Here is a 26,391-nt window from a genome sequence, read left to right on the forward strand (position 1 = left end):
AAGGCCTCACTTTCTGGGATATTCGGGCCAGTATGTTTTTAAAAACGCTTTGTAGATTTCTGCCGTCGAATCGGAATCCAGTGCCTGCAAATTTGCATTCACTGTTTCAATATCTTTTCTGACCAAGGGGCCTGTCAGAGCTTTGCCAGGCTCTGCGAAAGTGTTGCCAACCACCTTCTCAATATAAAGCTTTGCTGCTTCAGAGGGAATTTTCATCTCAGCAAAGCCTTCAAGCATCTTGGCAAGAAGCAAAGTCGTGAAGTTGCCACCGAGCACGCAATAGGCATGGTAAAGAGCTTTTTGTTCGGCAGGCAAAACACTCGAAGGATTTGTCAGGCCAGGCAGGGCTTCATTTAAAGAAGCACCCGTCATAGTGAAGTGGATCTTTTTATAGAATTCGAGATCATACAGATCAGGACCAAACGTCATTAAGGGGTGGGCGGCAATCATAACATCAAAGTTATGCGCCCCTGAGAAGTGCACGACTGTTTTTTCAAGGCCCGCGAGGTGCAAGCGAAAGAAGCCTTCAATCGCGTTGTCACTGATTGCTAAGAGCACATGGCTGCTTTCATGAATCAATTTCTTTAACGCATGAGGGTCTTGAGAGCGATCCCAGCTTTTATGTTTTAAATTTAATAAATGGAAATAGTGACCGATATGTCGGGCGACGCGGCCAGAGCCAATAACTAAATAGCTTGTAGAAGATAACTTATTCGTCGCCATATATTTTTCGGTACCTGTCTGTTTCTAGATCAAGTCCTCTGTAATGCTCGGAATCTAGCACAATTTTAACAGATTACAATGACTCTTGCCATGATGGGTCAGGGGTGGTAGGTCGATAGTCCTATGAAGTATTTTTACTGGCTCGGCGCTGCTGCCGTTATCGCTCTAGGTATCTATTTTTCCACGCAAATTTCTGTTAAGCCTCAGTCGCTATCGAAGCTTGAGTTGACTCAGGTTGCGGTGCCAGAAGACCTCGGGAAACTCGTCTTTGAGAACCTTCGTCGCGAGGTGAAAGCCGCTCCAGTTTTGATGTTAGGGGTCACTCCCAATCAGATCGAAGATTTGGAATTGTGGAGAGGTTTTCTTGAAGCGAACCAAGAGCAGGGCTCAAAGTACGACCTAATCGTCGTGGAGTCGATGCTTCCTTATGTTGAGATCTTCAACAACGGGATGCACCTGCAGGTCAAAGATGAAATGCCTCGTATGGTCGAGGGGATCAATAAAGCTCTGGCACAGGGTCTGCGTGTTGTGATCATTGTTCCGAGCATCTACGCTTCTCAGTTGATTAAGAGCAATCCCGTTTCGCGTTTGAAGGAAGAATTCAAAGTGGACGTGACAAGTATGTCAGTCAGCAAATTTCCACTAACGCGAGAACAGGAAGCGAGCTTTGATCCAGCTTGTTCCGCCGGCGGCGCCGTGGATCCTGCGGGGACAAGTGCTTTGGGTTGCATGGTGCGGGATATCGCGCGTAAGACTTATCGCAAAAAGTTTGAAGCCAACAAATACTCTGGACTGTTAGAGCAGACTGGGGCTAAAGATTATTTGATCTTGTTTAATAGGAATTAGCAGAGTCAATGAGCGGAGAAATCATGAAGAAGCTATTAGTGTCCGTGATCGCAGTTGTGTTGGCGGTGCCATTGATGGCTTCCGCCCAAAGCAGTCTTGAGGGTCTTTACAGAAATGAAGACAACTCCAAGCAAGTTCGTTTGGTGCAATTCAATCGTTCTTTGACGATGAATACAGTGAGCTACTATTCCACGGGTGCTGCAGTAAATTGGTTCTTTGAGTTTATTTTGCCAGCAGGACGCGATGTGAAGGTTGGCGAAACAATCACGGGTCGTGTGCGCAGCCTGGATTCTTATTATAACTGTGTCTTCGATGAAAAAGCCTTTATTCAAAAAGATTTCCAAGGAAACTTGAAAATCAATCATCCTCTTTTGACTTATCACCGTGAAACGCGCTCTGTGCGCGATAATAGTGGCGGGGGCTATCAATACGGACGCCGTGTTGATTGGAATGGCTGGGGTTGGGTGGAGACCGGTTACTACTTCCCTATCGAACGCTGGAGAGTGATTTCTTCTGAGTGCGTGATCGATCAGCGCAACTGGACAACGGCTTTGTTGATACCTGTCAACGGAGCTCCGCCGCAACCTCTTCCGAATTCAAAAAAGTAATCGGCAGTTAAAGCCAATTTAAGGATAGCGCCATGAAGAAAATTGCAGTTGTCACTGGAGCCAGTCGCGGTCTTGGATATGCAACCAGCGAAGCCCTCGCGCAAAGAGGCTTCAAAGTCGTCATGGCGATGAGAGATCCAGAGAAATCTCAAAAGCAAATCAACGCAATGAAAATGAAAGACCTCGATGTCGTTGCAATGAAACTTGATGTGTCTCAAGAAAAGAGCATCAACGAATTCGCGGAAGCTTTTCGCCGCGAATACGGTTATCTGGATGTCCTGGTGAACAATGCGGGCATCTTCATTGATGACGAAGACGGTGGAAATAAATCCGTATTCAAGACAAAGTCGTCAACGATTCAAAAAACCTTTGCGACAAATACTCTGGGCCCTTTCTTGCTCACCCAAAAACTCTTCCCTTTGATGCAACAAGAGGGCAGTGGTCGCATCGTGAACGTTTCCTCTGGTATGGGCCAGCTCAGTGAAATGGACGGCAATTATGCTGCCTATCGCATTTCAAAAACTGCACTTAACGTAGTCACGCAAGTCTTCGCCGCCGAAGGCAAAGGCCACGATATTCTAGTCAATTCCATCTGCCCTGGTTGGGTCCGTACCGACATGGGCGGCGCAGGAGCAAGCCGTGATATCAATCAAGGAATCAAAGGCATTCTTTGGGCAGCCACTCTTCCAAAGGGCGGCCCCACAGGCGGCTTCTTCCGAGACGGCGACGCCATCCCTTGGTAAAGGTACGCCGTACCTTTTTGTAACGTGAAGAGACTTCATTATGGGATGCGGTTGAGGGTGACTTGGCCGACAAAGTTATACTCGCCAATCTTACTTTTCTCATAGTAGTTCCCGACCCATTGGTCAGTCCCTCCGACTGGGTAGATTTGAATGTATCCATCATCATCGTTAACATTCACGATCAAGGCTTTGCTGCCGTCAGGGCGAGTGAAGTTTTTCAACATCTGATTACCCCGTGATCGACTGAAGGTTTTGCCGTTGGATTTTTCTGTCAGAGTAATCAAAGAAGAGCTGCTGGTTCTGCCTTGAGCTGTGATGTCGTTGATTTCCCAGTAAAGAATCCAATCTGACTTGTGCTTTTTTCGGTCGAAGAAATGGATCTCACCTTGAAAACGACCTTCGATGATCAAGGCTTCACCACGTGAAATATCATGTGAAGATTTTAATGTGGTAAAAAGATCTTCAATGGGATTTTGTTTCAAAGCGCGAAGAATGTCTTCTTCGCGGTCCATGTTGGCGATTCGCTTTTCATTTAATATCCAAGCTGGAGTTTTCACGATGGTTGGAGTTGTTGCAGCAGGAGGAGTCGACATATTACTTTGTTGAGGCGCCGGAGAAGGCGTCGGAGTCACTGCCGGAGCCAGTCCTGGGATCGCACAAGCTCCCTCAAGAAGAGCAGGATTTAAAGGTTTAAAGCTTAGTTTCAAACCAAGATCGGCAAGGAAGACAGTGACGATCTTGCCGAGGATCTCATCCGCCTTCTTGTAGCGATCTTCCATGGTTTTGAGATTTTGATATTCTTCGAAATCCTTCTTGGTCAGTTCTACCAAATCAGCTTTCACTTTTTCTTCGATGCTTGCTTCAGATGACAATGTAGACACGGATTTTTGCCCCGCCTCATAAGAGGCAAAGCTGACGCCAATCAAAAGGAAAAAACCCAATAATAAAGTGGTCGAATTTTTCATATGTTAAGGCTAGCAGAATTTAGCGAAGGCAAAAAAGAAAAACCCTCGATGTCTCGAGGGTTTTGACGCAATGTAGACCAAATTTTGGCTTTAGAAAATCTCGTGGGCGAGAGGTCTGCGTGGAGCGCGGAAGTAGGTTCTTGGAGAAAGTTCCAAGAGGCCCGCCAGCTTTTCCATATAGACGCAAGCGTAACGATCTAGTTGGTAAGCGAAGTAGCTTTCTTCGTTTCCGGCTCTCATCAATTGACCCCAGTTCGAGTTGTACATCGACTGTTGTTTCTTGATGAGCTGACTGATCTGACCATCGATTTCTGAAATGGTCTTTTGCAGAACTTCGATTTGCGATTCATTAAGATCTGCAGACTTTTCAATCTTCTTGGTCATGATCTCAGTAAGTTCATCTTCAAGAGGTTCTTTTTTCTTCATCAGAATTTCGATCTCTTGATTGATGGGCTCTGCCTTTTTGTTGTTTTCAACTTCAACATCCAGCTCTTCGATGACCATGGCAGTTCTCCAGTTGCAATCCTTCTTCAAGCGAAGGATGTCACCGTAGATATGGTCCCCGATGTAAAGAATGTCATCACCTTGAAGATCCAAGTCGGCTGTGAACTTCTTAGCGTTTCCGCCTTGGTAGATTCCCGGTGTCAACTTGCCTTCCATGTTTGTCATGGTGCCATCTTCAGGGTTTACACGAAGATATCTTTGGCTTTCATAGAAGAACTTAGGCTTGGAAGCGAAAGTGATCACGATCTCAAACAGATCCTGCCAAGATTTGTGATCTTTCAGGAAAGGTTGAATCGCATAGTCCAAAAGCAACTTCGTGTAATGGTAGTCAGAGTTCGTTAGAACGAAGATCTTCTTTCCATGACGGCGGAACTTTTCAAGTCCTGCGACCAAGCTTGGATCTTTAATGATGTAATGATCCAAGTTTTGCTTCACGACATCTTTCAAAGAACCATCACGATGCGCTTCATCGACAGCGTCCATAACGTCGTCGGCGATTTGCACGTATTCAGGGTACTTATTGGCAGTGTCGGTGTCTTTCAATTCAACGATCTGTGCAATCAAATTTGCAGAAGAGATCGAGAACGAGGTATCGACAGCCAAGTAGTCACTGTTGCTGAGGTCGATGTATGTCGACTTGTACAATTTCTGATGGCTTTTGAAGTCGAGGGGTTTCAAGCCATGGTAGCTCGCGCGAATCGCCGTGTAGCGATTCAATTTCAAAAGATTTCCCATCTTACGGTCGATAACAAGTCCGCGAATGGCGAAGTTGTAGTCAAACGTCAGTTTGCGCAAAGTTTCTGGGTAACCGCGTTTTACCAGCTTGTCGATCATTGTCGTGTGTGACAAACGCTCGAAGTTTTCGCTGTTGTAGCGAACAAGCGTATGGTCCATGTCGACGCCGACATAGCGGATTTTTTTCATATTAAGAGTTCTATTAACAAATACTTTTCCAGGCATATTTTCTTATCTTTCAACGGGCAGTTGCAATTGATTCCAAAGCAACATTCCGCCTTTCATGTTGTAAACGTTCGTAAATCCATTCATCAGCGCATAAGCAGTGGCGTTGCCCGAGCGGGCTCCGCTGCGACAGATGAACACAATAGTCTGATCCTTTGGCAGATTGGCAATTTGACTTGGTAAAGTATCAAGTACGATCAACTCAGCTCCGCCCACATGGCCGAGCTCGCCAGTGAATTCGTCAGGTTGGCGAACGTCGATCATTTTAACTTGATTCATTTTTTGTTGAAGTTCAGCAGGAGCAATATCGAATACACCCTCGTAGTTCGGGTTTTCCGTTTTTGTTTCGAACTCAACTGTTGTGAATGCCATAGGCTTTACTGTCATAACCCCTCCTTGCAATGGAGCCAGAAGGTAAGAATACCAGAATTGGATTTTGTCTTCAATACAGAGCCCCTCGTATTCACGATTCTCGCCAGTTTTCACCGATTTTCGACGAGGGGCGTAGCGCAATGTCCGCGCTCAAATCTACCAGATTTGAACTCGCTCATTTTCCGGCAGGGTCATCTTGTCTCCGGCTTTACACTGGAATACTTCCGCGAAGGCCGGTTGTTGCTTCACTTGCTCATTGATGCGAGCCGCGCCCGAAGCATGGGGATCGGTTTTCCTCATTAACTTCTCAAAATCAGGGCGAGTGACTGAGCACCACAGGCGGCCATAGGCCACAAAAAACTTCTTCTTGTCGTCCACGCTGCCTTTGCCTTCAGGGAATGCGGCGTTGTAAGCAAAAGTCATCCCGACAAGGTCCGCTGTGTTTTCTCCCAAGGTCAAACGGCCATCATGTTCAGCTTTATTGAACTGATCGACCAATTTCTTCTGACGAGCGGCAAAGTCGAAGACATCTTTTTGAGTCATCCATTGTTTAAGGCGGCCCTCGGAATCATACTTGGCACCATTGTCATCGATGCTATGACCGAGTTCGTGGCCCACAACCGCTCCCACGGCCCCAAGATTTTCAATCAACGAACCGTCCTTGTTGTAGAACGGATATTGAAGAATCCCGATTGGCAAAACGAATTTGTTTTCGTTCTCACTGTAATAAGCATTCACCGTCAAAGGTCCCATACCCCATGCATCTTGGTTGGCAGGCTCTTGAAGCTCTTTCATCATTTTGCTGTGAGCCGCTTCACGGTAAAGATGCTTGTTCACCATCAGATCCGTCTTTGTGTATTTACGAATCGGCATGAAGTCCCACTCTTTATCGGAGTGAGGTTTTACGAGTTGCAAGCGAGCGACTTTGATCTTGGCAATAGCGCCTTTTTTACCCTCGGAAGAAAGCCATTTATTATTTTTAAGGCCTTCCAAAATGCTGGCACGAATGCTTTCCGCGACATCTTGAACTTTCTTTTCATCAAAGTTCGGGAAGACTTGATCGACCAGTGCCGCATCCAGTTCCTTCATGAAATATTCCGTAACCATATCTGTACAACGCTCAGCACGAACGGAGCGAGTGTCAGGTCCGCCGAAGTATTTCTTTTCGAAATCGAAGTTTTGTTGGAAGAATTTTGGATAGGCGTCATCCATTTGGTCGGAAAGATTTTTAACCAAAAGATAGTCTTTCCAAACAGCCAAAGGACGTTTCGGAAGTTCCTCGTTGAGGAAGGTCGCGGTCTCTGCAATCGGCTGGCTGACTAAAGCGTCTTTCGGTGTCTTTTTAAACAGAATTTCAAACTTTAGATTTGGATACTTTTTGATGGTGTCTTCCTGAGTGGAAAGAAATCTTTCACTCCAGCGTTGACGGCGTACTGCCGCCACGGGGAAAACTTTAATGAAGTCTTTTTCGAGCTCAACCAAATCCGTCGCGCGTTTTTCCGCATCAGCAGCTTTTACCTTGGGATCGATAGCTTTGAAGAAGGACGTCAGCAGTTTTTTATAATCCGCCATCAACTTCGCATCCTCATAATATTTATGATCAGGAAGGTTCATGAGGCTTCCGCCGATAATAATATTCAGTTTTTTCGGATTATCTAAGTCAGGAGTATTTCCCATCCACACAAAGGGACCGAAAAGACCTTTCGATGCATGTGTGTTGACGTAAGTAACCAGCTCCTCCGTCGTCTCAATGTCTTTTAAATCTTTCTGAAATTTTTTAACTTCAGCTTTTTCTGAATTGGCGCGGGCTTTGGGATCCATGCAGGACATGTACATATCGCGCATTTGCTCACTGCGTTCGCTCAAGCCTTTTTTCTGGGGCAATTCTGCCATGAACTTCTTTTTGATTTCCAATAGACGTTCGCGAGAGTCGCTGAAGGCAAAGAGATGGTGGCTGCGATCCGGGCGAAGCTTGAATGAAGCCTCAGCCTCAGAACAAACGTACTTGTGAAAGTCTTCACAGGGATTCGTCGTGGTGCTCAATGGAAATTCACGTTTTTCTGGAATTTCCGAAGAGGGCGCTTTGGCATATCCGGTCGCAGAGAATAAACAAACAGAAGCAAGCAGAGCCGATAAGGCGACTCTATTTAAAGAATGGTTCATTGTGTCGAATCCTTTCGAAAGACCCTCTTATTCCATTCCTGAATAATGTGAATTGCAATAGCCGCCTTGCTAATGGTCTAGGCGAATGGCATGATCAAACGCACTCATGACAAAAGCCGTTGTAGATTTATCACCCGAGCAAGCCGAAGCTCTGGATCTTTTAAGATCTGGAGAGAATGTCTTTCTGACGGGTGGTGCTGGCAGCGGCAAAAGCTTTCTGATCAGACAGTTCATGAGGGAGCTTGATCCCAAAGAGTTTCCGATCCTTGCCAGCACGGGAGCGGCGGCCGTGCTTTTGGGCGGTCGTACTTTCCATAGCTTTTTTGGATTGGGAATCATGGAAGGCGGAGCGGACGCGGCCTACGAGCGTGCTTCCCGGGATAATAAACTGATGGCGCGTCTTCGCAAAGTTGAGGGCGTGATCATTGATGAAATCTCAATGATTCCTGGCCAAGCCTTGATGATTGCCGAAGCCTTGTCACAAAAAGCCCGTGAATCAAAACTTCCCTGGGGCGGTCTACGTATTATCGCTGTCGGGGATTTTGCACAGTTACCACCAGTCACCCAAACCGGTGCTCGCGATTGGTGCTTCTTGAATGAAGTTTGGAAAAATTCGGGATTTCAAACCTCGATGCTTTCGCACAACCAAAGAGTTTCGGACAATCTTTTTTTGGATATCTTAAGTGATGTGCGCCACGGGCTTTCCACTCCACGTGTGCGCGATTTCCTGAATGAACATATTCAACATCATGATCCTGATCATCCGGGCACGCGACTTTTCCCTCGTAAGATCAATGCTGAAAACTTCAATCAAATGAAGCTTAAAGAATTGCACGAAGAAGAAGTTACGATTGATTCGATTTACTTTGGCTCTGAGAAGCATATTGAAATTCTGATGAAGACCGCTCCGGTTCCCGTGAAGCTGGTGTTGAAGCTGGGGTGTCGTGTGATGTTCCTGCAGAATGATCCGCAAAAACGCTGGGTGAACGGAACTCGTGGAGTCGTGACCGATATTGCCGATGATAAAATCATCGTTAAAAAAGATGGCGGTCGCGAAGTGCAGGTGGATAAGTCTTCTTTTGCTCTTCAAGATGCCGAAGGAAATGTCATGGCGTCGGTCATTCAATTCCCACTGACCTTGGCTTATGCCACGACCATTCATAAAAGCCAGGGGGCGACTCTTGATGATCTATGGTGTGATCTTAGTCATCTGTGGGAACCCGGTCATGCATACGTCGCTTTAAGTCGTCTAAGAAGTGCTGAAGGCTTGCATTTGATTGGCTGGAATCCTCGATCGATTATTGTCGATCCGAAGGTTTTGGATTTTTATAAGAAGCTCGAGAAATAGATAAAAGCTTAGTAGATCCACATGAGGTCTCGGAGCATGCCGATACCTAAAAGAATGAAGATGCACTGAAGCAATAGAACAAAATAGAACCATGGCGGATTTTTTTGTTTTTGATCCATGATGCCTCCTCATAATACCTTTCGGCTTAATCCGAAAAAACATCATACTATTTAGTCACATTACGAACTATTCATGTTCAAACGAACAGGTGTTCTACAAGAACAATGTGGTCCCATGAACAGGCCTCTTCCAGCTTGAAATAAGGGGTAAACAGCGATAGCCTCGTTGTTGCTTAGTTTCCTAATGATTACTGCAACTTACCTCTTAGAACAAGGAGCCCATAGATGGAACAAGTAAGGTCTTTGCCTATTCCAGCTCGCGGAACGTTGTTGTCCGTTGAACAGGCTATGCAGCTCGCTATCAGCGAAGCCTATAAGGGTGGTCCTCGGGTCAGTCCGAATCCTCTCGTAGGCTCAGTAGTTCTGGATAGAGAGGGGAGATTCCTGGCTTGTGGCTATCATGAATTTTACGGTGGACCCCACGCGGAAGTGAATGCGCTAAAAAATCTATCTGATGAAGAGCTCAAAGATGCTCATGTGATTGTGACCTTGGAACCTTGTGCCCATGAGGGGAAAACTCCTTCGTGTGCGAAGATGATTGCCAAGCTTCCTGTTAAAAAGGTGACCTTCGGCTTGATCGATCCCAATCCTCTGGTCGCAGGGCAGGGAGCTGCAATTCTTCACAAAGTAGGAATCCAAGCCGACGTATTTACAAGTGCAGATAAAAAGCTCGAGCAGCAGATCAAGACTCAACTTGAAGAAGTCTGCGAGGCCTTCTTGTGGAACTTCCGCCAAAAGAAAGTTTTTGTCGCTTTGAAGATGGCGAGCAGCCTCGATGGACAAGTGGCATTGAAATCCGGCGAGAGTCAGTGGATCACCGGGCCTGAGTCACGTGAATTTGTTCATTATATTCGCTCTTGTTACGACGCCATTTTGGTCGGCAAAGGCACTATTGAATTCGACGATCCTTCTTTGAATATTCGTCATCCACAGATCGAGAAGAAAAATAAAGTCGTGGTCATTGATGGTGAAGCGGAGCTGTTGGCAAAGTTCCCAGATCTGAAATTGGCCCAAATTCATGATATGCAAGATGTCTTTTGGTGTGTGGCTGCTGACTTGAAAGAGGAAGCACAGGCCAAAGTGGCGAAGATGTCGAAAGCACCTCAGATGGTTTTTGTGAAAACCAATGTTGGCGGTGATTTGGATCTTGAGGATTTGTTAGCGCAACTTTATCAGCTGGGCTTGCGCTCGGTGCTGGTCGAAGGCGGTGCTATGACGGCAAGTTCATTTGTGGCCCAATGTTTGGTGAATAGAATTTGGATGTTTCAGGCTCCCATCATCATGGGGTCCGGGGGCTCGCGCTCTTGGACGGAAACAGTTCGCATTGATCAGATGAAAAATAAAATTCAAATCAGAAATCCGCGCTATCAAACTTTCGGCGGTGATTTTATGATTACAGGGACTTTGTAGTAAGGAACTAGAAGATGACTGACGAAACGATGAACGCAGGAAACAACTCTGAAAACTCTCAACCCAAGTACCGCTGGGTCCGAGCTAGCGATGGAGCTTTGGCCGGAGTTTGTAAGGGCTTGGGGCAGGCCTTAGGTATTGAAACGTGGATGCTTCGCGTTATATGGATTGTAGCTATTTTATGGTTCGGCACTGGAGTCCTCTTATATTTGATCTTGGCGGTATGTCTGCCACGCGTCGATAGACTGGACCAAGCTCTAGATAGAAAGCTTCTGGGTGTGTGTGCTAGAATTGCTAAGAGATATCAGCTTGAGGTCGGTATCGTCAGAACAGCCGCTGTGTTGTTTTTGTTGGTGACCTTTGGAGCTGCGATCTTGGTTTATGGCCTTTGTTACTTCTTAGTACCCACGGCTGAAACCAGATAGGTAAGTCGCTTTAATGGCGCAGGAGTATTTCACTATATATGGGTGATGACAGTAGTAGGTCGATCGTAAAATCCCTCAAAAAAGAATGGTCCCTTTTCCTCGAAGCCTTTCAAGGCGAGGAAAATTCTGAAACTGAGAAGTCTAATCAAAAATCAACAGATGCTTTTGATTTCTCTCAGGTTGAAGTCATGAACTTGGATAAGGTCCGCGAGATCACCAAGGGTCTGACTGAGGATCGTAAAAAGCTAAATCAAAAACTTGAAACATTATCCAAAGAGTTGGATCTGAACTCTGCGAAGCTTGAAAGCTTGCGCTTGGTTGGTGGCAATGAAGATGAAACCTATCAGCGTATTCAAGAGTTGAATGACTTAGGTCATGCAATGGCGGAAGCGATGGCGAAATTAGATAAAAAGCTGCGCGAAGCCCGTTCGAAAGAATTGGAAATTCAAGAAGAAGCTTAATCCAAAGGACGGCCTTGGTCGCCGTCCCATCTTAGATATCTATTTAATAAAGAAAAAACTGATAAAGGCAGTCAGACCCACAAGGCCTGAGCCAGCACCCATGTAGAAGAAGAACTTCTTGCGGGTCAAGACACCGATCGCGATCACGGCGATGGCAACTTGGAAGAATGTCACAGCCATCGCAAGGCGTTCATGCCAATGCAGGAACTTCTCGCTGGCTTCTTCTTTCTCTTTCGCAGTTTCCTGGATGTGTTCTTGTTCTTGTTTGTACTTTTCGATCTTCTCTTGAATCTTGGCGATTTTTTCTTCGCCTTGGTTGGTATTCATTTCCAAGCGGAACTCTTGCAAAGCGCTTTTGATTCCTTTGGCTTGATAGTAAGACCACTGATCCGAAGATTTGATTTGTTCGATCATGGCTTCGTTTGAATAGTGACCGGCAAGCAAAGCGCAGATCGCCGCAAAAACCGCGAGGATGGCGGAAAGAACTGCACCCAAATTAATTAAGCTTGGGCCGCTTCCGCTGTGATGATCCTCATGCAAAGAAGCATGTTGAAGATGTTCTTGTGTTTGCTCGAGGGGAACTTCAATTTCGTCCATAAAACCCTATTAACTCAGTTAAGTGAAAAGTATGCTTATTTAACTTTTGTTAATATCACGTTTTTGGAACTCTTTCCACTCTCTTAGTTTGCGCGTGGCTTGTTGCAGAACGGTTTCCAGGATCACCAACTCTTTTTTGGTCGGGGTGTTTTGCAGAAGCATACGACGAAGTACCGTGAAGGCATTGATCTTCTTTTGCTTGGTCAAATCAAAACCCATTTCCTCGAGCCAGGTTTTCAAGGTCTGTTCGGGATTGATCCCTTCAATACCTTGAGGTGCACGACGTTCATCTCCTCCGTCTAAAGTGGTGCGGCTTCCGCCCCAAGCTCGACGTAAAGAGAACATTCCCAGTAAGGTGGCTTGCGCCAAGTTTAAGCTCCAGTTTTCACCCCAAGTGGGAAGGCAGGCGCAGAAGTTTGCGTGCTCAAGATCTTCACCTGAAAGACCCCAGTCCTCGGGACCGAAAACCAAGTGCAAAAGATAAGGGGTTTCGCTGGAGTGTTGAAATTGGGGAGCATGATCTTTGATGTCAGCAAGAACTTCATCAATATCCCGAACCTGCCGGCCTTTGCCATCACGAGCGGTGAAGCAGATTTTGATGCTCTCGGGTTCTTTCTCTAGAAAATCGTCCCAACTTTTGTAGGTGGTTCTATTCTGTAAACCCGTCTGCCCGGTAGCCGCTGTTTGTTGAGCTTCGTAAGTGATCTCGCATTGAGGATCAATCAGAATGAGCTTGTCCACCCCCATGTTGCTCATGGCTCTGGAGGTTGCACCGATATTTCGTTCATAGATTGTGCGCACTAAAACAATGCGCACTTCAAAGGGACGTTTCATTTACAGAGTTCCTGCTAGGGCAAGTCCATCTTGGATTAAGTTTTTGGTTTTTTCGTCTTTGCCTGCCAAAGCTTGAAGATCCTTCTCAAGTTTTGTTTTCAAAACGGCTTGCGGTGCGCGTGCATTCAAAAGTTCAATGGCTTCCAGGCGAAGCAGCCAGTCTTCTTTGAAATCGTGATCGTGAGTTGTCAGCAAGGCAGAAAGTTTTTCTTCCAAAGCTGCACCCATTACTTTGTTTTCACGAAGTTCCCGCAAGTTTCCGTACTGGCGTTGCAATTTCAATTCTTGCTCGGTGTATATAGGAGCAGGAACACGTTTTGCCACAAAGTCATCAACTTCACCGTAAGCTTCACGATCTGCAGCGCCACCGAAAACAGAAGTCACTGAAGATCCCACAGCCATATCGAAAGTACCCCATTCGGGCGCAAATAAAATGCGGCCTTGGAATTCGGCTTTAGCGTTTTTCAAAGACAGCAACAAAGTTTTGCCATCGCGAGTGAGAAGATCTTGAACGTCACCAGTCACAACAACCCCAGAATTAAATTCTAGTTTCGTTGTTTTTCCCTGAGTCACATTCAAAGAATCCCACTCGGCAGAAGTCAAAGTCGACGGGCAGCGGCCCGGGAAAGCTTTGAGAAAGCCAACCGGAGTTCCAAAGCCGTGGGCGTGATACTGTTGCCCGTGCCCGGGAAGTTGCTTGTCTTGATAGTTCAACTGCGAAGGACCTTGCAGGCGCAAATAAGCCACTTCATTGTTCGCAGTGATCGCTTCAACAATTTGTCCCGAAATCTGAATTCCAGAATTAAGTTCGGCGGTATTCACGGATTGGGCCTCGATGGCTTTATTCAAACCGGCAAGTCCGCCAATTCGGAAAGCCATTTGTTTGGCCATGTCTTCAAGAACGCTCGTCAAAGATTTAAAATCTGAGGCGACGAACAACTGAGGCTGAGGCTCGGTGATATCATAACCCATCTTGATGCATTCCACAGACAACGGAATTTTCTTAACTTTGTCGTTCAAGCACCATTTCGCTTCGCCAACACTTGAAAGAAGTCCGGCGCCGAAAATTTTTGGATTCTTTAAGTCACCAATCAATCCATACTCAGCGGTCCACCAATTCATGCGGCCCAACTCTGTTGCTTCTGAGATGTGTTGAATGCTTTTGCTGACTTGCTCCAGTTTGTCTTCAGAAGCTTTGATGTCTTCTTTGGTCGAGCTGGGATTTTCTTTGATATCGGAAAGCTCACGAATTGCTTCGTAAAGATTAAGATCTTCTTTGCTGATGATCGCCTTCTTCGCAACCTGTGCATACTGGCGAAGGTATTCGGCGAATTCAGGATGAATCAAAATTGGCGCATGTCCCGCCGCCTCGTGAACGATATCAGGAGCCGGAGTGTAAAGAAGATGATCCAGAGTTCGCATGTCAGAAGCGATCGGAAGAACACCCAAAGACTGAAGCTCCATGAAGGCTGCTGGTGGAATGAAACCGCTTACTGGGTAAGCGCGCCAGCCAAATTCTTGAAGTTTTTTGCTGATATCATCAATGCGCGGGATGCGTTCGACATCAATGCCCGTTTTCACAAGGCCATCTAAGTAGCACTCGTGAGCATGGACCGCGAGGAAGGCACGCAACTGGCGCAAAACATAGCGCCAGACCGCCTGATCAATCGGAGTGTATTTTTCGTAGTGTTGTTCTACGACGTATTTTCTTAAGTGCGGGGGTAGAAAGTCAGTCTCCATAATTAGTGCTCCCTAAAGGGATGGATCCTCTTTTGAGAGATAATTTTGAACATAATCTGGAACTGCTTTTTCCAAAGGCCATTTTGCCGGACTCATGCCTGCGCCCAACCATTTGTCGGTCTTTGCTTCGGTGTAGTACTGATACTGACCACGAATGTTTTCCGGCATTTCCAGCCAATTGATCTTAGTTTCTTTGCCCATGGCTTTGAAAGTGGCATTGGCCAAATCCAACCAAGTGCGTGGCTTTCCGAAGCCCATGTTGTAGACGCCATTTTTTGGTTTCTTTTCCATGAGCTCAGCCATCCAGCCAGTGACATCTTTGACGTAAACGAAGTCACGCATGAATTCGCCGTCTTTGTATTTTGGATTTGCTGATTTGAACAAGCCCAACGCACCAGATTCTTTGATCTGATTGTAGGCCTTGAAGACGACGCTCGCCATGGCTTCTTTTTTGTGTTCATTGGGACCGAACACGTTGAAGAACTTCAAGCCATACCAGTTTGGAGGAGTTTGCGTTTGCTTCAAAGCCCAACGATCGAAAAGAACTTTTGAATCACCGTAAAGGTTTAATGGCTTGAGCAATTCTGGATCGGTTGTGTCATCAAAGCCTAATTCGCCGGCACCATAAGTGGCAGCGCTGGAAGCATAGATCATCGATTTTTGGTGTTTTGTACACCATTCAAAGATTCGCTGTGTGTAGTAAGTGTTGTTCTCCCACAGAAACTCTTTGTTTGTTTCGGTCGTGGAAGAGCAGGCGCCCATGTGAATAATCCAAGTCACTTTGGACTTTGCTTCTTCGCTTTCGAGGAAGGGCCAAAGTTCATCTTTAAGAAGGAATTTAGAGTATTGGCGTTTCTTCAAGAGATCGCGCTCTTGCAAAGAAACCGAGTCCACAGCCACGATGTCGGTCACCCCTTTTTGGTTGAGTTCCCAGACCATCACACTTCCAATAAAACCATTCGCGCCAGTTACAATAATCATAGTGGATTCACCCTATTACAGGGGGGGGGATTTCTCAAGAAATAAGCCCTGTGGAAGCTCTGTCCAAACCTGCATTTTCTTCACGAAACCCCTGTCTAGACCGAACCAATTCGAGCTGGGGCGGTACGGCCCTTGCTCTCCCACTGACAGAAGCTGTCACAGTCGGTGTGTCAGATATTGGGAGGCAATGGGTGTTACGCTCGCCGCGATTGACCATCATTTCATTGTTAATTTTCACCATGGGGATCAGCCTTTCGTTGTCGCGTGTAAAAAGCGACTCTTCCAAGGTCAAATCAGTGGACGCCTACTGGGCCGAGTCGGGGCTCGGTCCAGCGGCCTTGGAAGACCTTCTTCAAGATAATATCTGCGGCAGTTCTGAACGCTATTTCTTGGCTTGTGCCAGTTCTATTCTCAATATCGCCAACCGTTTTAATATGACTTTGACCACAGAGGGCAAACTGGTTCCTGTGGACGTGAACATGTCAGCGGACATGAGCTCTGAAAAAATGCAGCTCGAAAGTTGGAAGCAATTCTTCAACAACAATACGGCGGCAGCCATGAAGCTTTCCTTCCTGAATGTTTGGAAACTTCTTAAGACAAAATATATTTCTGAAAAACAAGAATCCATGATGGTCGGTTTGGGGCTGAATGGTTTCATCTCTGTCTTCCGTGACCCTCACACTTATTTGATTCCGGTTGCGATGTTCAAAGAGGTGGTTTCCAAGGCCGACAACCAAACGACTTCCTTGGGAATCACTTTGGGGAGAGCCAACGGTCAGTATGTGGTGCGTAAAGTGATGGAAGGCAGCCCTGCGAAACTTCAAGGAGTTGAAAAAGGGGATGTTCTTGTGGAAATCAACGGGCAGAAGGTTCGTGGATTGATGCAGGGGCGTGTTTCTGAGCTTCTCAAAGGGGATGTCGGTGCCACTTCGGTGATCAGCGTTCTTCGTAACGGCGAGAAAAAGAAGTTCAAAATGGTTCGTGTTGAAATCACCGTAGCCACGGTATCCACACGAGTGATTGACGGCATTAAACCGATCGGTGTGATCGGTATTAATAAATTTGCCAAAGGTGTCTGTGAAAAAACCAAAGAAGCTATCGGCATGGTTAAGAAAGCTGATGTTCGAGGTTTGTTGTTAGATCTTCGAGACAATCCCGGTGGACAAATGGAAGAAGCTGCCTGTGTGGCGAGCCTCTTTGTCGGTGCGGATAAAAAGATTTTTGAATTGCGTTACTTGGATCCGGGTAAGAAATCTGAGCAGTACTATGGCGGAGAAGAAAAAATCTTTGATCGTCCGGTTGCGGTTTTGATGAATGCAGGATCCGCCAGTGCGGCAGAAATCGTGGCGGGGGCTTTGCGTGACTTGAATCGTGCGGTCTTGGTGGGGGAACGTACTTTTGGCAAGGGCTCGTTCCAAGAAGGTGAGCTATGGACTCAAAACAAACAGATCGCTTTGTTTGAAACCAAAGGATTCTATTATCTTCCCTCAGGACGTTCGCCGCAAATGAAGGGCTTGTCTCCGGATGTGGCAGTGAATTTTGATAAGATTGCTGTGGGTCGGGAGGAAGATCAGTTTATGAATCCTCTGCGTGCTCCAGAGAGACAAGTGAAGGCTTTGGCTGCTTCAATTTCGACCAAAGATTGTTTGGAAATGGAAGACGCTCATTTTTCAGAAGATATTCAACTTACCAAGGCTCGCCAGGTTTTATTCTGTACGAAAACAGTTGGAAAAACAGTGGCAGGGGTGAACTAAAATGATCAGTACTGAGCTCTTTAAACATAAATTTATCGCCGCAAAGAAAAAGTCCGACTTCTTGATGATTGTATTGCATGGTCGCGGCGACAGCATTCGTCCTTTCTATTCATTCGACGAAGAATTGAATATTCCAGAAATGAACTATCTGCTTTTGAATGCACCCAGAAAGTTTCTGGATGGTTATACTTGGTACGGGGAGCCTCCTTATCAAGCTCAAGGAGTGATGAAAATCCGCGAAAAGCTTTTTGATCTTTTGAATGACCTGGAAAATCAAGGTTGGAAGAGCGAAAACATCTTCCTTTTTGGATTTTCACAGGGCTGCTTAATCAGCGCGGATATCGGATTGAACTATCCTAGAAAACTAGGTGGGGTCGTTGGTATCAGTGGCTACTTCAATTTTTATCCTCGTTGGAAAAACAATCTGTCTTCAGATGCGAAACGAACGCCATGGTTGTTTACCCATGGACACCAGGACGATATTCTTCCCTTGGAAGAGACGAAGTATGGCGTTGATAAGTTGAAGACAGCCGGTCTGAAGGTCGAATGGGTCGAGATGGATAAGGATCATACTCTGAAAGATGAAGAGTATCCGATCATACGCAAATGGGTCCGTGAGAAATTGACGGATTTGAGGAAAAATTAAATTCCAGCGCACAGGGGCTGATAAAAAAAAGGGATGTATGACATCCCTTTTTTATTTTTCGGAGCCTTTGCGATCTTCTGCTTTCGTATACTTCTTTAAATCGTATCAAAATTAGAAAAGTAAACCCCGGGTTTAATTTTTTTAAGTTCATGATCGGCATCATGTAGCCATCTAAAGGACCTTCCGAAGAGTTGGCTGTAAACGCCACAAACGAAGAGGTGCCAAATGGGCGAATCATTCTTTAAATGGGATCAGCAAAAACTTACTACTCATGTCGATGCGATGGATCGTGAACATCAGAAGCTCATCGATATCATGAACCGCCTTTATGAGCGCCATGAAGCGAAGGCGACAAAGCCGGAATTACAATCTATTGTGCGTGAACTGGTTTCCTGGACAGTGACTCACTTCGAGCACGAGGAGAAATTCTTTGATACCTTGGCTTATTCCCAAGCGTCGGTTCACAAGAAAATTCATAAGGACTTGATCGCAAGGTTGAAAGAGCATGGCGGTGAATTTGAAAAGACCGGAGTGTTAACTCCGGCCTTCTTTCAGTTTCTTAAAACTTGGCTAACTGCTCACATCATGGGGATCGACACTAAATACGGTCTGATCGCTTCTCAAAAAGCGGGCTAGTGAGCCCGACAAAAGCAGGCTAGTTAGCCCGACGAAGGCAGGCTAGTTACAGCGGCGCCATTGCAAGTGGTAAACGAGGCCTGATGAAATATCGGCGCTATCCACCGTTGCAAGAGTTTGCTCGCGGCGAGAATTTGTTTGCGCCATCATTGACGTGTTGGCGCGAAGATTCACGCTGGCTCCACATGGAGTCCACACCATTGTTGTTGCCAACAAACCATCACTCACAGTGTAGTTGTCATTGTAAGGACCAGCGAATACGCGAGACACTCTGAAGCCACGGCTGCCTGCCCAGAAGTATTCAGCATCAAAACGCGCTTGAGCCCCACGAGGAACAGCAGTGAAGCCACGATAGTCCACTTGGAAAACCGCCACGCTATATCCATTTGGCACTGTCACTGGGATTGAGATGTTACAAGATTTACGGTCAATAGTTTTACCAGTCGTATTTCCCGCTTCTGTCACATAGCTATCAAATAGAATGCTGAGTGAAGATTGATCCGGACTGACAGTCACGCTAGCACTTCCCGCTGGACAACCAGTACCGCCGTAAGCCGCTTGTCCCAATCTCAAACTTTCCGCCTGAGCCTGAGTCGTCGCCAACACAGTCAAAGCCGCAACCACTTTCATTACCATTGCTAATTTCATACTTCCCCCTTTAATAGGTTCTCCCGAACCATTTTTGTTTTTTAAATTAATTCAAATCTCAAATCTCAAATCTCAAATCTCAAATCTCAAATCTCAAATTTCCAATGTCCAATTTCTATCTGCGGCCTGGTTCAGGAAAGCGCGGTGGTCTTCCTGGATTCGGCACCGGTGGTCTCGGATTTTCTTCGCGAGGTGGTGGAGTGTTTGGTGGTGCAGAAGGACCACATCTTCTCCATCTTAATTGAAAATTCTGTGACTGAATGGCACCGTCGACGCTGTCTAAGGTGATCTGTGCCTGGATGGATGACGATAGATTGAGATTTCGCGCCATCAAATAAGTCGTAATAAAGAGAGTTTGTTGGTCAACGGAAGAACAAGGAGCCCAAGGTGCTACACTTGGATTGAGTTCTTGGTGAATCGTGTAGTTGCCGTTGTAAGGCCCGCGGAATTCTTGAGCTCGGAACGAATATTTTCCGTTGTTTTCATATCCTGGGCGTTCATTGATGGGTTTGCTGCCATCAAATGAATAAAGAGCCTGATGGAAAACAGTGGAGCCTTGTTCTGCATAGGCGTAGCCGCGATAGTCTGCGGTGACGACTGTGAAGGTCCAACCGCGTGGCACGCGGAAGTTCACTCTTAACTCGCAATTAAGGCGAGAAATAGGATTGTGCAGGTCAGAAGCTGCGACATAATTATCAAGAAGAAGAGAAAAGGCTTGTCCATCCGGCGAAATATTCGCTGAATAGGAGCCTTGAGGGCATCCTGTTCCATTAGCTTGTAGTCCTTGAATTGAAATTCCCGCTGGCACTTCTGCGCGAGATGTTGAAACGAAAAATAACGGTGCGAGCAGAAGAAATAGACTTCTGTGCATGGTGCCCTCCCCCAAAAAACTTTTTTATCTGCTGGTGATCTTTTGATCACTGCAAAGGGGTAAAGCAAAGGGCAGGCCAATGGTATTGGGGACGAAGTGTCCCTGGTGCATTAACTAGATGCGTCTATATCAGATCGACTATCGCAGCGAAGAGTAAACTTTAATACTCCGACTTCGTCGGAGTGCAAATCAGCTACTCCGACTTCGTCGGAGTGCAAGCCAGCTAGATGGATTCTTTATTTTCTTCGACAAGACTTAAAAGTTTTGCGAACAGATCCATCTTGACGGCACCCGTGAATTCTTTCTCTTTATAAAAACGACCCACCGGAATTTCCGGCATGCCGTTGTGATCAAACACCAAGCGATCAACGATCTTTTGGATTTGTTCAAGAGGAAGGCCGCGTTTCTTTTCGGTGATGATTTCATCCACCATTTCGATCAAGGCATTTCCGGTGATGCGTTTGTCAGAATTGAGTTTCTCTGCGCGCTCACAGATTCCTTTCAAGATGGTGTCAGGCTTTTGTTTCCCCGCAGCTGTTACCACCAAGTCACGGTAAAGCTTCTGGAAAGATTCAATATGCAGGCGTTGCTTTTCGCCCATACGGGCATCACGGCTTTTGGCAAAGCTTGAGAGCACAGTTTTAAAGAAGTCTTTCTCCAGCATCCAGCGCTTTTCAAACGGAAGAGGGCTTTCTGATAAGAAATGCGGATAAGCTTTTAAAAGGTGGCGCATATTGTATAGAGCCGGATGATTGACTCCATCTGCGACCTTTTCTTCGGAGCCGCTGACTTTGGCTCTTTCAAAGAACGAGAACTCTCGGTCAAACTTCTCAAAGAGATCTTTTTTCTCAAGAATGTTCGCACGCTGTTTTTCGTTAAAGCCCATGCGGTAAAGAAGTCTTTGTGCGCGGAACTCAACGAACTGTGAATTAAATTTCAATACCATAGGGTGGCGGGCGAAATCACGAAGCGGCTTTTTCTGCTTCGTCTTCAGGTAATCCACCATTTGCGCAAAGACTTGAACAATCAAACGTGCTTTTTGTTTTTGCTCGTTCAGATTTGTCGAGAATCTTTCCACGTCATCGTATTTGTACTTATCGTGGCGAATGCCGAACTGGCGAATGCTGCCATAGTCAATAATACCGGCATCGGCGAGGACGTTGTCTCCGTCCCAGTCCAACCAGGCAAAAATATAATCAATATCAAGTAAGGCTGTGAACTCCGCGAAGGATTTGCAAACGGCATCCAGAAGTTCATCGTACTTAGCAGCGCCTTTGGCTTTGATATCCCAGGCCTTGTTGGCTACCTGACGATCAATAAGATAGTCGGTTGCCGCTTTTAAGGAATCATAGCGCTCTTGTTTCAAATAGAGGAAGAGATGGGCGGGGCGAACCAAGTTGTGAGCTGCGCGAACGCCGATGCCATAGCCTTTGCCAAGATCAATCACACAGAGCATGCGCTCAGTGCGAATTCCTTGTAAGTGCATCACTTCTGCCAGAATGGAGGCAGCCAGAAGCTCATCCATCTCTGCCAGTCCGCAGCCGTATCCAAACTCAGTGCCGCCTGTTTTCAAAGGCTTTTGCGCAGAGACGGCGCCAGGGGCAAGACACGTGACGCCCGTGCCGCGGCTTGAGACGTCCCAGGTTATTCCGCGATTATAGACAGTGCCATTCCAAATCCCACGACCATCGCCGGAGGTTTTTCCTTGTTTGTTCGCATGTTGCAACTGTAAGTACCGAGTTGCCATATACTTATGAGGACGGATGGTTTCGGGATCGATGCGACGATTGGTAAGCTCATCGTATTCATTTATGATTTGCAGAGAAAATGTTTCGATGAGTTTTTCAGCGAGTTCATCATTCATCTGATCAGAGTGATCTGCAGGGATGAGTCCCATTTCTTTTGCGAGAGCGAAGTTGAAGTAAGCGATTTTGCCAGTGTTGAGTTGGCGCACGCGGTAAGCGACAAATCCATCTTTGACTGCTTCCATCCAAGGATGGACGCCGTTGATCTGATCAAATGTCGAATAGAAGTTCGACATTTGCGAAAGCTTTTTAGCGCCGTTGTGCTTCATCGTCATGCTGGATCTTGGCTCCTTGTTTAAAAACGAGACACTCTTTATTTCTTCCGACTTCGCCGGAATACTTTTTTAAAATCCATAAACAAATACTACTCTTTTATATTAAGCCCTAAAAAACTTCCGCCGAATACTAGACTGGACATATTGAGGGGACTTTTTTAAATGAAATCATCTTGTTTGGCTTCCGGCTTTCTACTTCTGGCGCTGTTTTCAACGACCTCTTTCGCCGTCAAACAAGAGCCTGCGGGTCGCATGTTGCGCCCGAAATTTCACTCTGCGCCTGATTGCCAGGATCGTCCCGAGTTTCTTACTGAGATGAGAAACGACTTCCTTGGCGGCTTGTCTCGCTTGCCAGAGACGGTTTTGGTGGCCAGAGAAGTTGAGTTTTACGTTGAGGGAAATGAAAACGGCGGTCCGGTGAAGCTTCACGGTTACCAGTCTTTCTTAAGAACAAATGTGGGATCATCCGAGGTCCTGTGCGCGAACGCCGCACCAGACCTGAAGGAGCGGTTCTCGTTGTACGCGCCAACACTGATCGATACTCGCAAGCAACCGAAGGTGGGGCAAAGCTTGTGGCAATTTCAAATGATGACAGAGGGAAATAAATATTCTTTCTGGAATTTCAAAACACCGTCGTTTCAGCAGAATGAGGCGCTTGAGGCTTATCTAAAGAGCACGGGTGCGACTTATAAGATCTATCAAAAGACGCACACCGAGTTTGAATTGTTGCTGGTAAAGCAAACTGAGGGTGTGACTCAGTACCTTTCAATTACCTACGATGCCGTCCCCCACCTAAAGTAGGACTTCAGTCCTGTCGTAAAATCTGCAGCTATTTAAATAGAACGCAGCCAAAGCCGCCGTAGGGAGTGCGCAGGTTGGTGACCTGTCCTTGATAGAGGCGGGCCACGATAAGCTGAAGGCGGCCTTGGTAGGCATAGCAGCGCAGATCGTACTTGAAGCTCTGCGGACCTTCAGGAGTTTCAAAAACCTGCTCGGGAGCGGGAACATACTCTTGCCCGATGATGTCCTCTTTCAAAAGATCATCAAATGTTTTTCTGCTGATGGAGGAGCCTTTATAAGACTGCTTAGAGCCGAAAGCATTTTTAGGTTTGAAGAACAATTTCTTGCGAAGTGCCCAGATCTCTTCCGCAGTGCCTTTCGTGACATCGTAAGAACGCGGCACGGCTGTGCGCAAAAGTTTGATATCGGATTCTGAGAGGCCTTGGGCTTCGAAAAATCCCTCTTGGCTCCATTCAATCAAGCGCTGCTTATCTGCCAGCAAAAGATATTCATAGGGATTTGGCGAGAGGCAAACATCGCGGCTTAAGAATTTATCAAGCAACAGCTCACTGCTTTCATCACTCAGGAAGAAATCTGTATAGCGATTGTAAATAAAGTCTGGATCAAAACCTTTGAATAGATCCCGGTAGTCAACAATGCGTGAATCCCAGCCCCAAGACTTAAAGAGTTCGTTGTACACTAGGAATTCGACAAACAATCTTTGCTCTGAAGGTTTGTCGTCGGTGATAGCCACTTTAAAAGTGCCACCGACATCTTTACCCTGAAGCTTCATCTCGGTCAGGATGTTTTGGCGAATTTCGTCGAATGAAAAATCGCTGACAGGAAGAGGAAGTCCCTGGGCCTTGTACATTTCATGACCCAGCGCCAGGAATGAGGCATTGGTGTTGATTTCAATCAGTTTCAAATTTTGCTGTTCATCAACGTGAAAGTCGTAACTCATCAAGATGGATTTGTTGCCGGGATCTTTAAGTCCCTTCATGGCAATTAAATCTTCGTAGTGAGTTTGATAGGATTTTCTTTCGCGCAAATCGAACAGAGCTGAGACCACATCCTGCGCCTGTTGTAAAACGGCTTTAGGCAATTCGATCGTGAACGGAGAAAGAAGATTGTCGGCAACAGCCGACTCAAGGGGCTCGGTTGCAAGCCCCTTGAAGGAAGACCTGAGTTGTTGGATGAACTCAGCTTTAAGATTCATATTACTTCAAAGGCACGATGTGAACGTCGCCCTTTTTCCATCCCGCTGCGCAAAGCTCGCCAGATTGGCAACCTTGAAGAACGCGAAGGATTTCCTTGGCATCACGGCCGACAGCCGTGTTGTGAATGCCCATGTATTGAATTTTTTGGTCTGGATCGATAATGAACGTACCACGAGTTGCAATGCCACGTTCTTCAAAGAGAACGCCGTAATCACGTGCGATGCGTTTTGTAAGATCGGCAAGCAACGGGTAGCCCAAGTTGCCAAGATCATCTCGCAACCAACGTTTGTGCGAGTGCACTGAGTCTACGCTGCAACCCATAACCACTGCTCCCGCCATAGCGAATTCAGCAAGGTGCTCGCGGAATTGAGTCAATTCAGTTGGGCAAACAAAAGTAAAATCTAGAGGATAGAAAAAGAGGATGACCCATTTTCCTTTATAATCGCTCAAGTTCACGTCTCTTACGTCGCCACCGTCAAACACAGCTTGAGTTGAAAATTGTGGCGCGGGTTGGTTAATCATTGGCATAGACACTATCTCCTTGTATCTGCTATCTATTCATAGCTTTTTAGATTCGAAATACAAGGAGAAACTGTGAAAATCATCTCTTGGAACGTGAACGGAATTAGGGCTTGTCATAAGAAAGGCCTGGTCGATTTTGTGAACAAAGAAAATCCAGATATCTTCTGTGTGCAAGAAACAAAAGCTCATATTGATCAGGTGGAAACTGAAGCTCGCCAGTTGCATCGCAATTATGCTTATTGGTCATCAGGCGTGCGCAAAGGATACTCCGGTGTTGCGACTTTCGTAAATGAAGAGCCAAAGAATGTGGCGCACGGCATGGGCATTGATGCTTATGATCGTGAGGGAAGAATCGTAATTACGGATCATGGTCAGTTTGATCTTTATAATATTTATTTTCCGAACGGTGGGTCGGGAGATGAAAGACACAATTTCAAACAGCAATTCCTGAAAGATTTGAATCAGCATCTAAAAGAAAAATTAAAAGCGGGCCGGGAAATTGTCGTTGTCGGAGATTACAACGTTGCTCACCAGGCAATGGATGTTTACGATCCGATTCGCCTTTCAAAAGTCAGTGGTTTCTTTCCAGAAGAACGCGCGTGGTTTTCGTCATTTTTAGAGTTGGGTTTTATCGACACCTTCCGTTATTTTCATCCTAACGCGGCCAATCGCTACTCTTGGTGGTCTTATCGTGAACTGGCCCGCGAAAATAATCGCGGATGGAGAATTGACTACATTAGCGTTTCGAAAGGTCTTGAGAAATATCTTACTTCCGCGGATATTTTGGACCAAGTTGAAGGTTCGGATCACTGCCCGGTGGTTGCGGAACTGAGTTTTCCGTAAAGGAGCTATATGATCATTCCATTTCCCTTTATCATCGCTGAGGTTGTGATTTTCTTTCTTGGCGTGAATCAGTGGGGCTTCTTTAATACTTTGGGGCTTTATCTTTTGCCCTGCATTTTGGGCTTCATCATTGTCAGCACAGTCGGTCGCATGGCGATCATGACGTTGCAAAGCACGGTGACCCAAGGGCAGCTTCCGGCTAATAAGATTTTGCACTCAGGTGCGATCTTTTTGTCCGGTATCTTCTTTTTAATTCCGTCTTTCTTCACTCGCATCATCGGTGTGATTCTGCTTTTGCCGGGTCTTCGCCATTTGGCGGTGTGGAGATTTAAACTCTTTATGGCCAAGCAAATTAAAAAAGGTGCTGCCAGTTTCAACTTCGGTGGCAACGGCTTTGGCTTTGGTGGTATGGGAGGAATGGGCGGCATGGGGCGCGGCGGGCCTCAGGGCTTCCGCTATTATGAATTCCGCAACGACGGTACGGGCTTTCAAGATGTCAGTGAGGTCCGAGAAGAGCGTGAAATTCAAGCTGAGGTTGTCGATGTAACGCCACTTGAGATCACTCATGAAGAGAAGAAGCCGAAAGAAGACTAAT

General features: G+C 46.3%; 27 protein-coding genes. 13 read left to right on the plus strand and 14 right to left on the minus strand.

Annotated features, from left to right (window positions below; all coding sequences use genetic code 11):
- Positions 1-6: 6 nt before the first annotated feature.
- On the minus strand, positions 7-723 hold the full coding sequence (locus tag NWE73_RS02585; protein ID WP_277576708.1) for a Rossmann-like and DUF2520 domain-containing protein: 717 nt from the start codon (positions 721-723) through the stop codon (positions 7-9).
- 123 nt (positions 724-846) lie between these two features.
- Between NWE73_RS02585 and NWE73_RS02590 the strand changes: the two genes are divergently transcribed.
- From NWE73_RS02590 to NWE73_RS02600, 3 genes are read left to right on the plus strand one after another with little or no spacing between them, the layout of a single operon-like run.
- On the plus strand, positions 847-1,569 hold the full coding sequence (locus NWE73_RS02590; protein ID WP_277576709.1) for a hypothetical protein: 723 nt from the start codon (positions 847-849) through the stop codon (positions 1,567-1,569).
- A 23-nt stretch (positions 1,570-1,592) separates the two neighbouring features.
- Positions 1,593-2,177, plus strand: a complete 585-nt coding sequence (locus tag NWE73_RS02595; RefSeq protein WP_277576710.1) for a hypothetical protein — start codon at positions 1,593-1,595, stop codon at positions 2,175-2,177.
- Between the two features lie 32 nt (positions 2,178-2,209).
- Positions 2,210-2,920: an SDR family NAD(P)-dependent oxidoreductase gene (locus NWE73_RS02600; protein WP_277576711.1), complete on the plus strand. Its 711-nt coding sequence runs from the start codon at positions 2,210-2,212 to the stop codon at positions 2,918-2,920.
- A gap of 38 nt (positions 2,921-2,958) precedes the next feature.
- On the opposite strand, the gene NWE73_RS02605 is transcribed toward NWE73_RS02600, so the two are convergent.
- The 4 genes from NWE73_RS02605 to NWE73_RS02620 all read right to left on the minus strand — a co-directional run bounded on the left by NWE73_RS02605 (position 2,959) and on the right by NWE73_RS02620 (position 7,884).
- Positions 2,959-3,885 carry a hypothetical protein gene (locus NWE73_RS02605; RefSeq protein ID WP_277576712.1) on the minus strand — a complete coding sequence of 309 codons (927 nt, stop codon included), beginning with the start codon at positions 3,883-3,885 and terminating at the stop codon, positions 2,959-2,961.
- A 90-nt stretch (positions 3,886-3,975) separates the two neighbouring features.
- Entirely contained in the window at positions 3,976-5,349 is a 1,374-nt protein-coding gene (locus NWE73_RS02610; protein WP_277576713.1) for an HAD-IG family 5'-nucleotidase, read from the minus strand.
- 6 nt (positions 5,350-5,355) lie between these two features.
- A complete protein-coding gene (locus NWE73_RS02615; RefSeq protein ID WP_277576714.1) occupies positions 5,356-5,736 on the minus strand; it encodes a rhodanese-like domain-containing protein in 381 nt (126 codons plus the stop codon).
- 141 nt (positions 5,737-5,877) lie between these two features.
- Complete coding sequence (locus tag NWE73_RS02620; RefSeq protein WP_277576715.1) at positions 5,878-7,884, minus strand: M13 family metallopeptidase; 2,007 nt, start codon at positions 7,882-7,884, stop codon at positions 5,878-5,880.
- A gap of 106 nt (positions 7,885-7,990) precedes the next feature.
- Between NWE73_RS02620 and NWE73_RS02625 the strand changes: the two genes are divergently transcribed.
- From NWE73_RS02625 to NWE73_RS02640, 4 genes are all read left to right on the plus strand, one after another.
- Complete coding sequence (locus NWE73_RS02625) at positions 7,991-9,232, plus strand: DEAD/DEAH box helicase (RefSeq protein WP_277576716.1); 1,242 nt, start codon at positions 7,991-7,993, stop codon at positions 9,230-9,232.
- A gap of 344 nt (positions 9,233-9,576) precedes the next feature.
- A complete protein-coding gene (gene ribD / locus NWE73_RS02630; protein ID WP_277576717.1) occupies positions 9,577-10,761 on the plus strand; it encodes a bifunctional diaminohydroxyphosphoribosylaminopyrimidine deaminase/5-amino-6-(5-phosphoribosylamino)uracil reductase RibD in 1,185 nt (394 codons plus the stop codon).
- A 14-nt stretch (positions 10,762-10,775) separates the two neighbouring features.
- Positions 10,776-11,186, plus strand: a complete 411-nt coding sequence (locus tag NWE73_RS02635) for a PspC domain-containing protein (protein WP_277576718.1) — start codon at positions 10,776-10,778, stop codon at positions 11,184-11,186.
- 38 nt (positions 11,187-11,224) lie between these two features.
- Positions 11,225-11,647: a hypothetical protein gene (locus NWE73_RS02640; RefSeq protein ID WP_277576719.1), complete on the plus strand. Its 423-nt coding sequence runs from the start codon at positions 11,225-11,227 to the stop codon at positions 11,645-11,647.
- Positions 11,648-11,686: 39 nt separating this feature from the next.
- On the opposite strand, the gene NWE73_RS02645 is transcribed toward NWE73_RS02640, so the two are convergent.
- Genes NWE73_RS02645 through rfaD form a run of 4 tightly spaced genes read right to left on the minus strand, consistent with a single transcriptional unit; the run spans position 11,687 to position 15,799 of the window.
- On the minus strand, positions 11,687-12,244 hold the full coding sequence (locus tag NWE73_RS02645) for a DUF4337 domain-containing protein (protein WP_277576720.1): 558 nt from the start codon (positions 12,242-12,244) through the stop codon (positions 11,687-11,689).
- 39 nt (positions 12,245-12,283) lie between these two features.
- Positions 12,284-13,078, minus strand: coding sequence for an RNA methyltransferase (locus NWE73_RS02650; protein ID WP_277576721.1), 795 nt, complete (start codon positions 13,076-13,078; stop codon positions 12,284-12,286).
- On the minus strand, positions 13,079-14,818 hold the full coding sequence (locus NWE73_RS02655) for an aromatic amino acid hydroxylase (protein ID WP_277576722.1): 1,740 nt from the start codon (positions 14,816-14,818) through the stop codon (positions 13,079-13,081).
- Between the two features lie 12 nt (positions 14,819-14,830).
- Positions 14,831-15,799, minus strand: coding sequence for an ADP-glyceromanno-heptose 6-epimerase (rfaD, locus tag NWE73_RS02660; protein ID WP_277576723.1), 969 nt, complete (start codon positions 15,797-15,799; stop codon positions 14,831-14,833).
- Positions 15,800-15,990: 191 nt separating this feature from the next.
- Between rfaD and NWE73_RS02665 the strand changes: the two genes are divergently transcribed.
- From NWE73_RS02665 to NWE73_RS02675, 3 genes are all read left to right on the plus strand, one after another.
- Entirely contained in the window at positions 15,991-17,553 is a 1,563-nt protein-coding gene (locus NWE73_RS02665) for a S41 family peptidase (RefSeq protein WP_277576724.1), read from the plus strand.
- Between the two features lies 1 nt (position 17,554).
- Complete coding sequence (locus NWE73_RS02670) at positions 17,555-18,199, plus strand: alpha/beta hydrolase (RefSeq protein ID WP_277576725.1); 645 nt, start codon at positions 17,555-17,557, stop codon at positions 18,197-18,199.
- Positions 18,200-18,424: 225 nt separating this feature from the next.
- Complete coding sequence (locus NWE73_RS02675) at positions 18,425-18,835, plus strand: bacteriohemerythrin (protein WP_277576726.1); 411 nt, start codon at positions 18,425-18,427, stop codon at positions 18,833-18,835.
- A 42-nt stretch (positions 18,836-18,877) separates the two neighbouring features.
- On the opposite strand, the gene NWE73_RS02680 is transcribed toward NWE73_RS02675, so the two are convergent.
- From NWE73_RS02680 to NWE73_RS02690, 3 genes are all read right to left on the minus strand, one after another.
- Positions 18,878-19,483 (minus strand): DUF4360 domain-containing protein, encoded by a 606-nt coding sequence (locus tag NWE73_RS02680; RefSeq protein ID WP_277576727.1) that lies wholly within the window; start codon positions 19,481-19,483, stop codon positions 18,878-18,880.
- Between the two features lie 115 nt (positions 19,484-19,598).
- Entirely contained in the window at positions 19,599-20,354 is a 756-nt protein-coding gene (locus NWE73_RS02685) for a DUF4360 domain-containing protein (protein WP_277576728.1), read from the minus strand.
- Between the two features lie 223 nt (positions 20,355-20,577).
- Positions 20,578-22,434, minus strand: a complete 1,857-nt coding sequence (locus tag NWE73_RS02690) for a hypothetical protein (RefSeq protein ID WP_277576729.1) — start codon at positions 22,432-22,434, stop codon at positions 20,578-20,580.
- 162 nt (positions 22,435-22,596) lie between these two features.
- Here NWE73_RS02690 and NWE73_RS02695 point away from each other — a divergent pair, with 162 nt between their 5' ends.
- Positions 22,597-23,235 (plus strand): hypothetical protein, encoded by a 639-nt coding sequence (locus tag NWE73_RS02695; RefSeq protein ID WP_277576730.1) that lies wholly within the window; start codon positions 22,597-22,599, stop codon positions 23,233-23,235.
- A 28-nt stretch (positions 23,236-23,263) separates the two neighbouring features.
- Here NWE73_RS02695 and NWE73_RS02700 read toward each other — a convergent pair whose 3' ends face one another.
- Together NWE73_RS02700 and NWE73_RS02705 are read right to left on the minus strand one after the other, a co-directional pair.
- Positions 23,264-24,430 carry a hypothetical protein gene (locus NWE73_RS02700; protein WP_277576731.1) on the minus strand — a complete coding sequence of 389 codons (1,167 nt, stop codon included), beginning with the start codon at positions 24,428-24,430 and terminating at the stop codon, positions 23,264-23,266.
- 1 nt (position 24,431) lies between these two features.
- Entirely contained in the window at positions 24,432-24,959 is a 528-nt protein-coding gene (locus NWE73_RS02705; protein ID WP_277576732.1) for a peroxiredoxin, read from the minus strand.
- A gap of 66 nt (positions 24,960-25,025) precedes the next feature.
- On the opposite strand from NWE73_RS02705, the gene NWE73_RS02710 reads away from it, so the two are divergent.
- Positions 25,026-25,796: an exodeoxyribonuclease III gene (locus NWE73_RS02710; RefSeq protein WP_277576733.1), complete on the plus strand. Its 771-nt coding sequence runs from the start codon at positions 25,026-25,028 to the stop codon at positions 25,794-25,796.
- A gap of 9 nt (positions 25,797-25,805) precedes the next feature.
- Positions 25,806-26,390 (plus strand): FxsA family protein, encoded by a 585-nt coding sequence (locus NWE73_RS02715; RefSeq protein ID WP_277576734.1) that lies wholly within the window; start codon positions 25,806-25,808, stop codon positions 26,388-26,390.
- Position 26,391: the final 1 nt, after the last annotated feature.

This window comes from Bdellovibrio svalbardensis, assembly GCF_029531655.1.
In the GTDB taxonomy this organism is placed as follows: domain Bacteria; phylum Bdellovibrionota; class Bdellovibrionia; order Bdellovibrionales; family Bdellovibrionaceae; genus Bdellovibrio; species Bdellovibrio svalbardensis.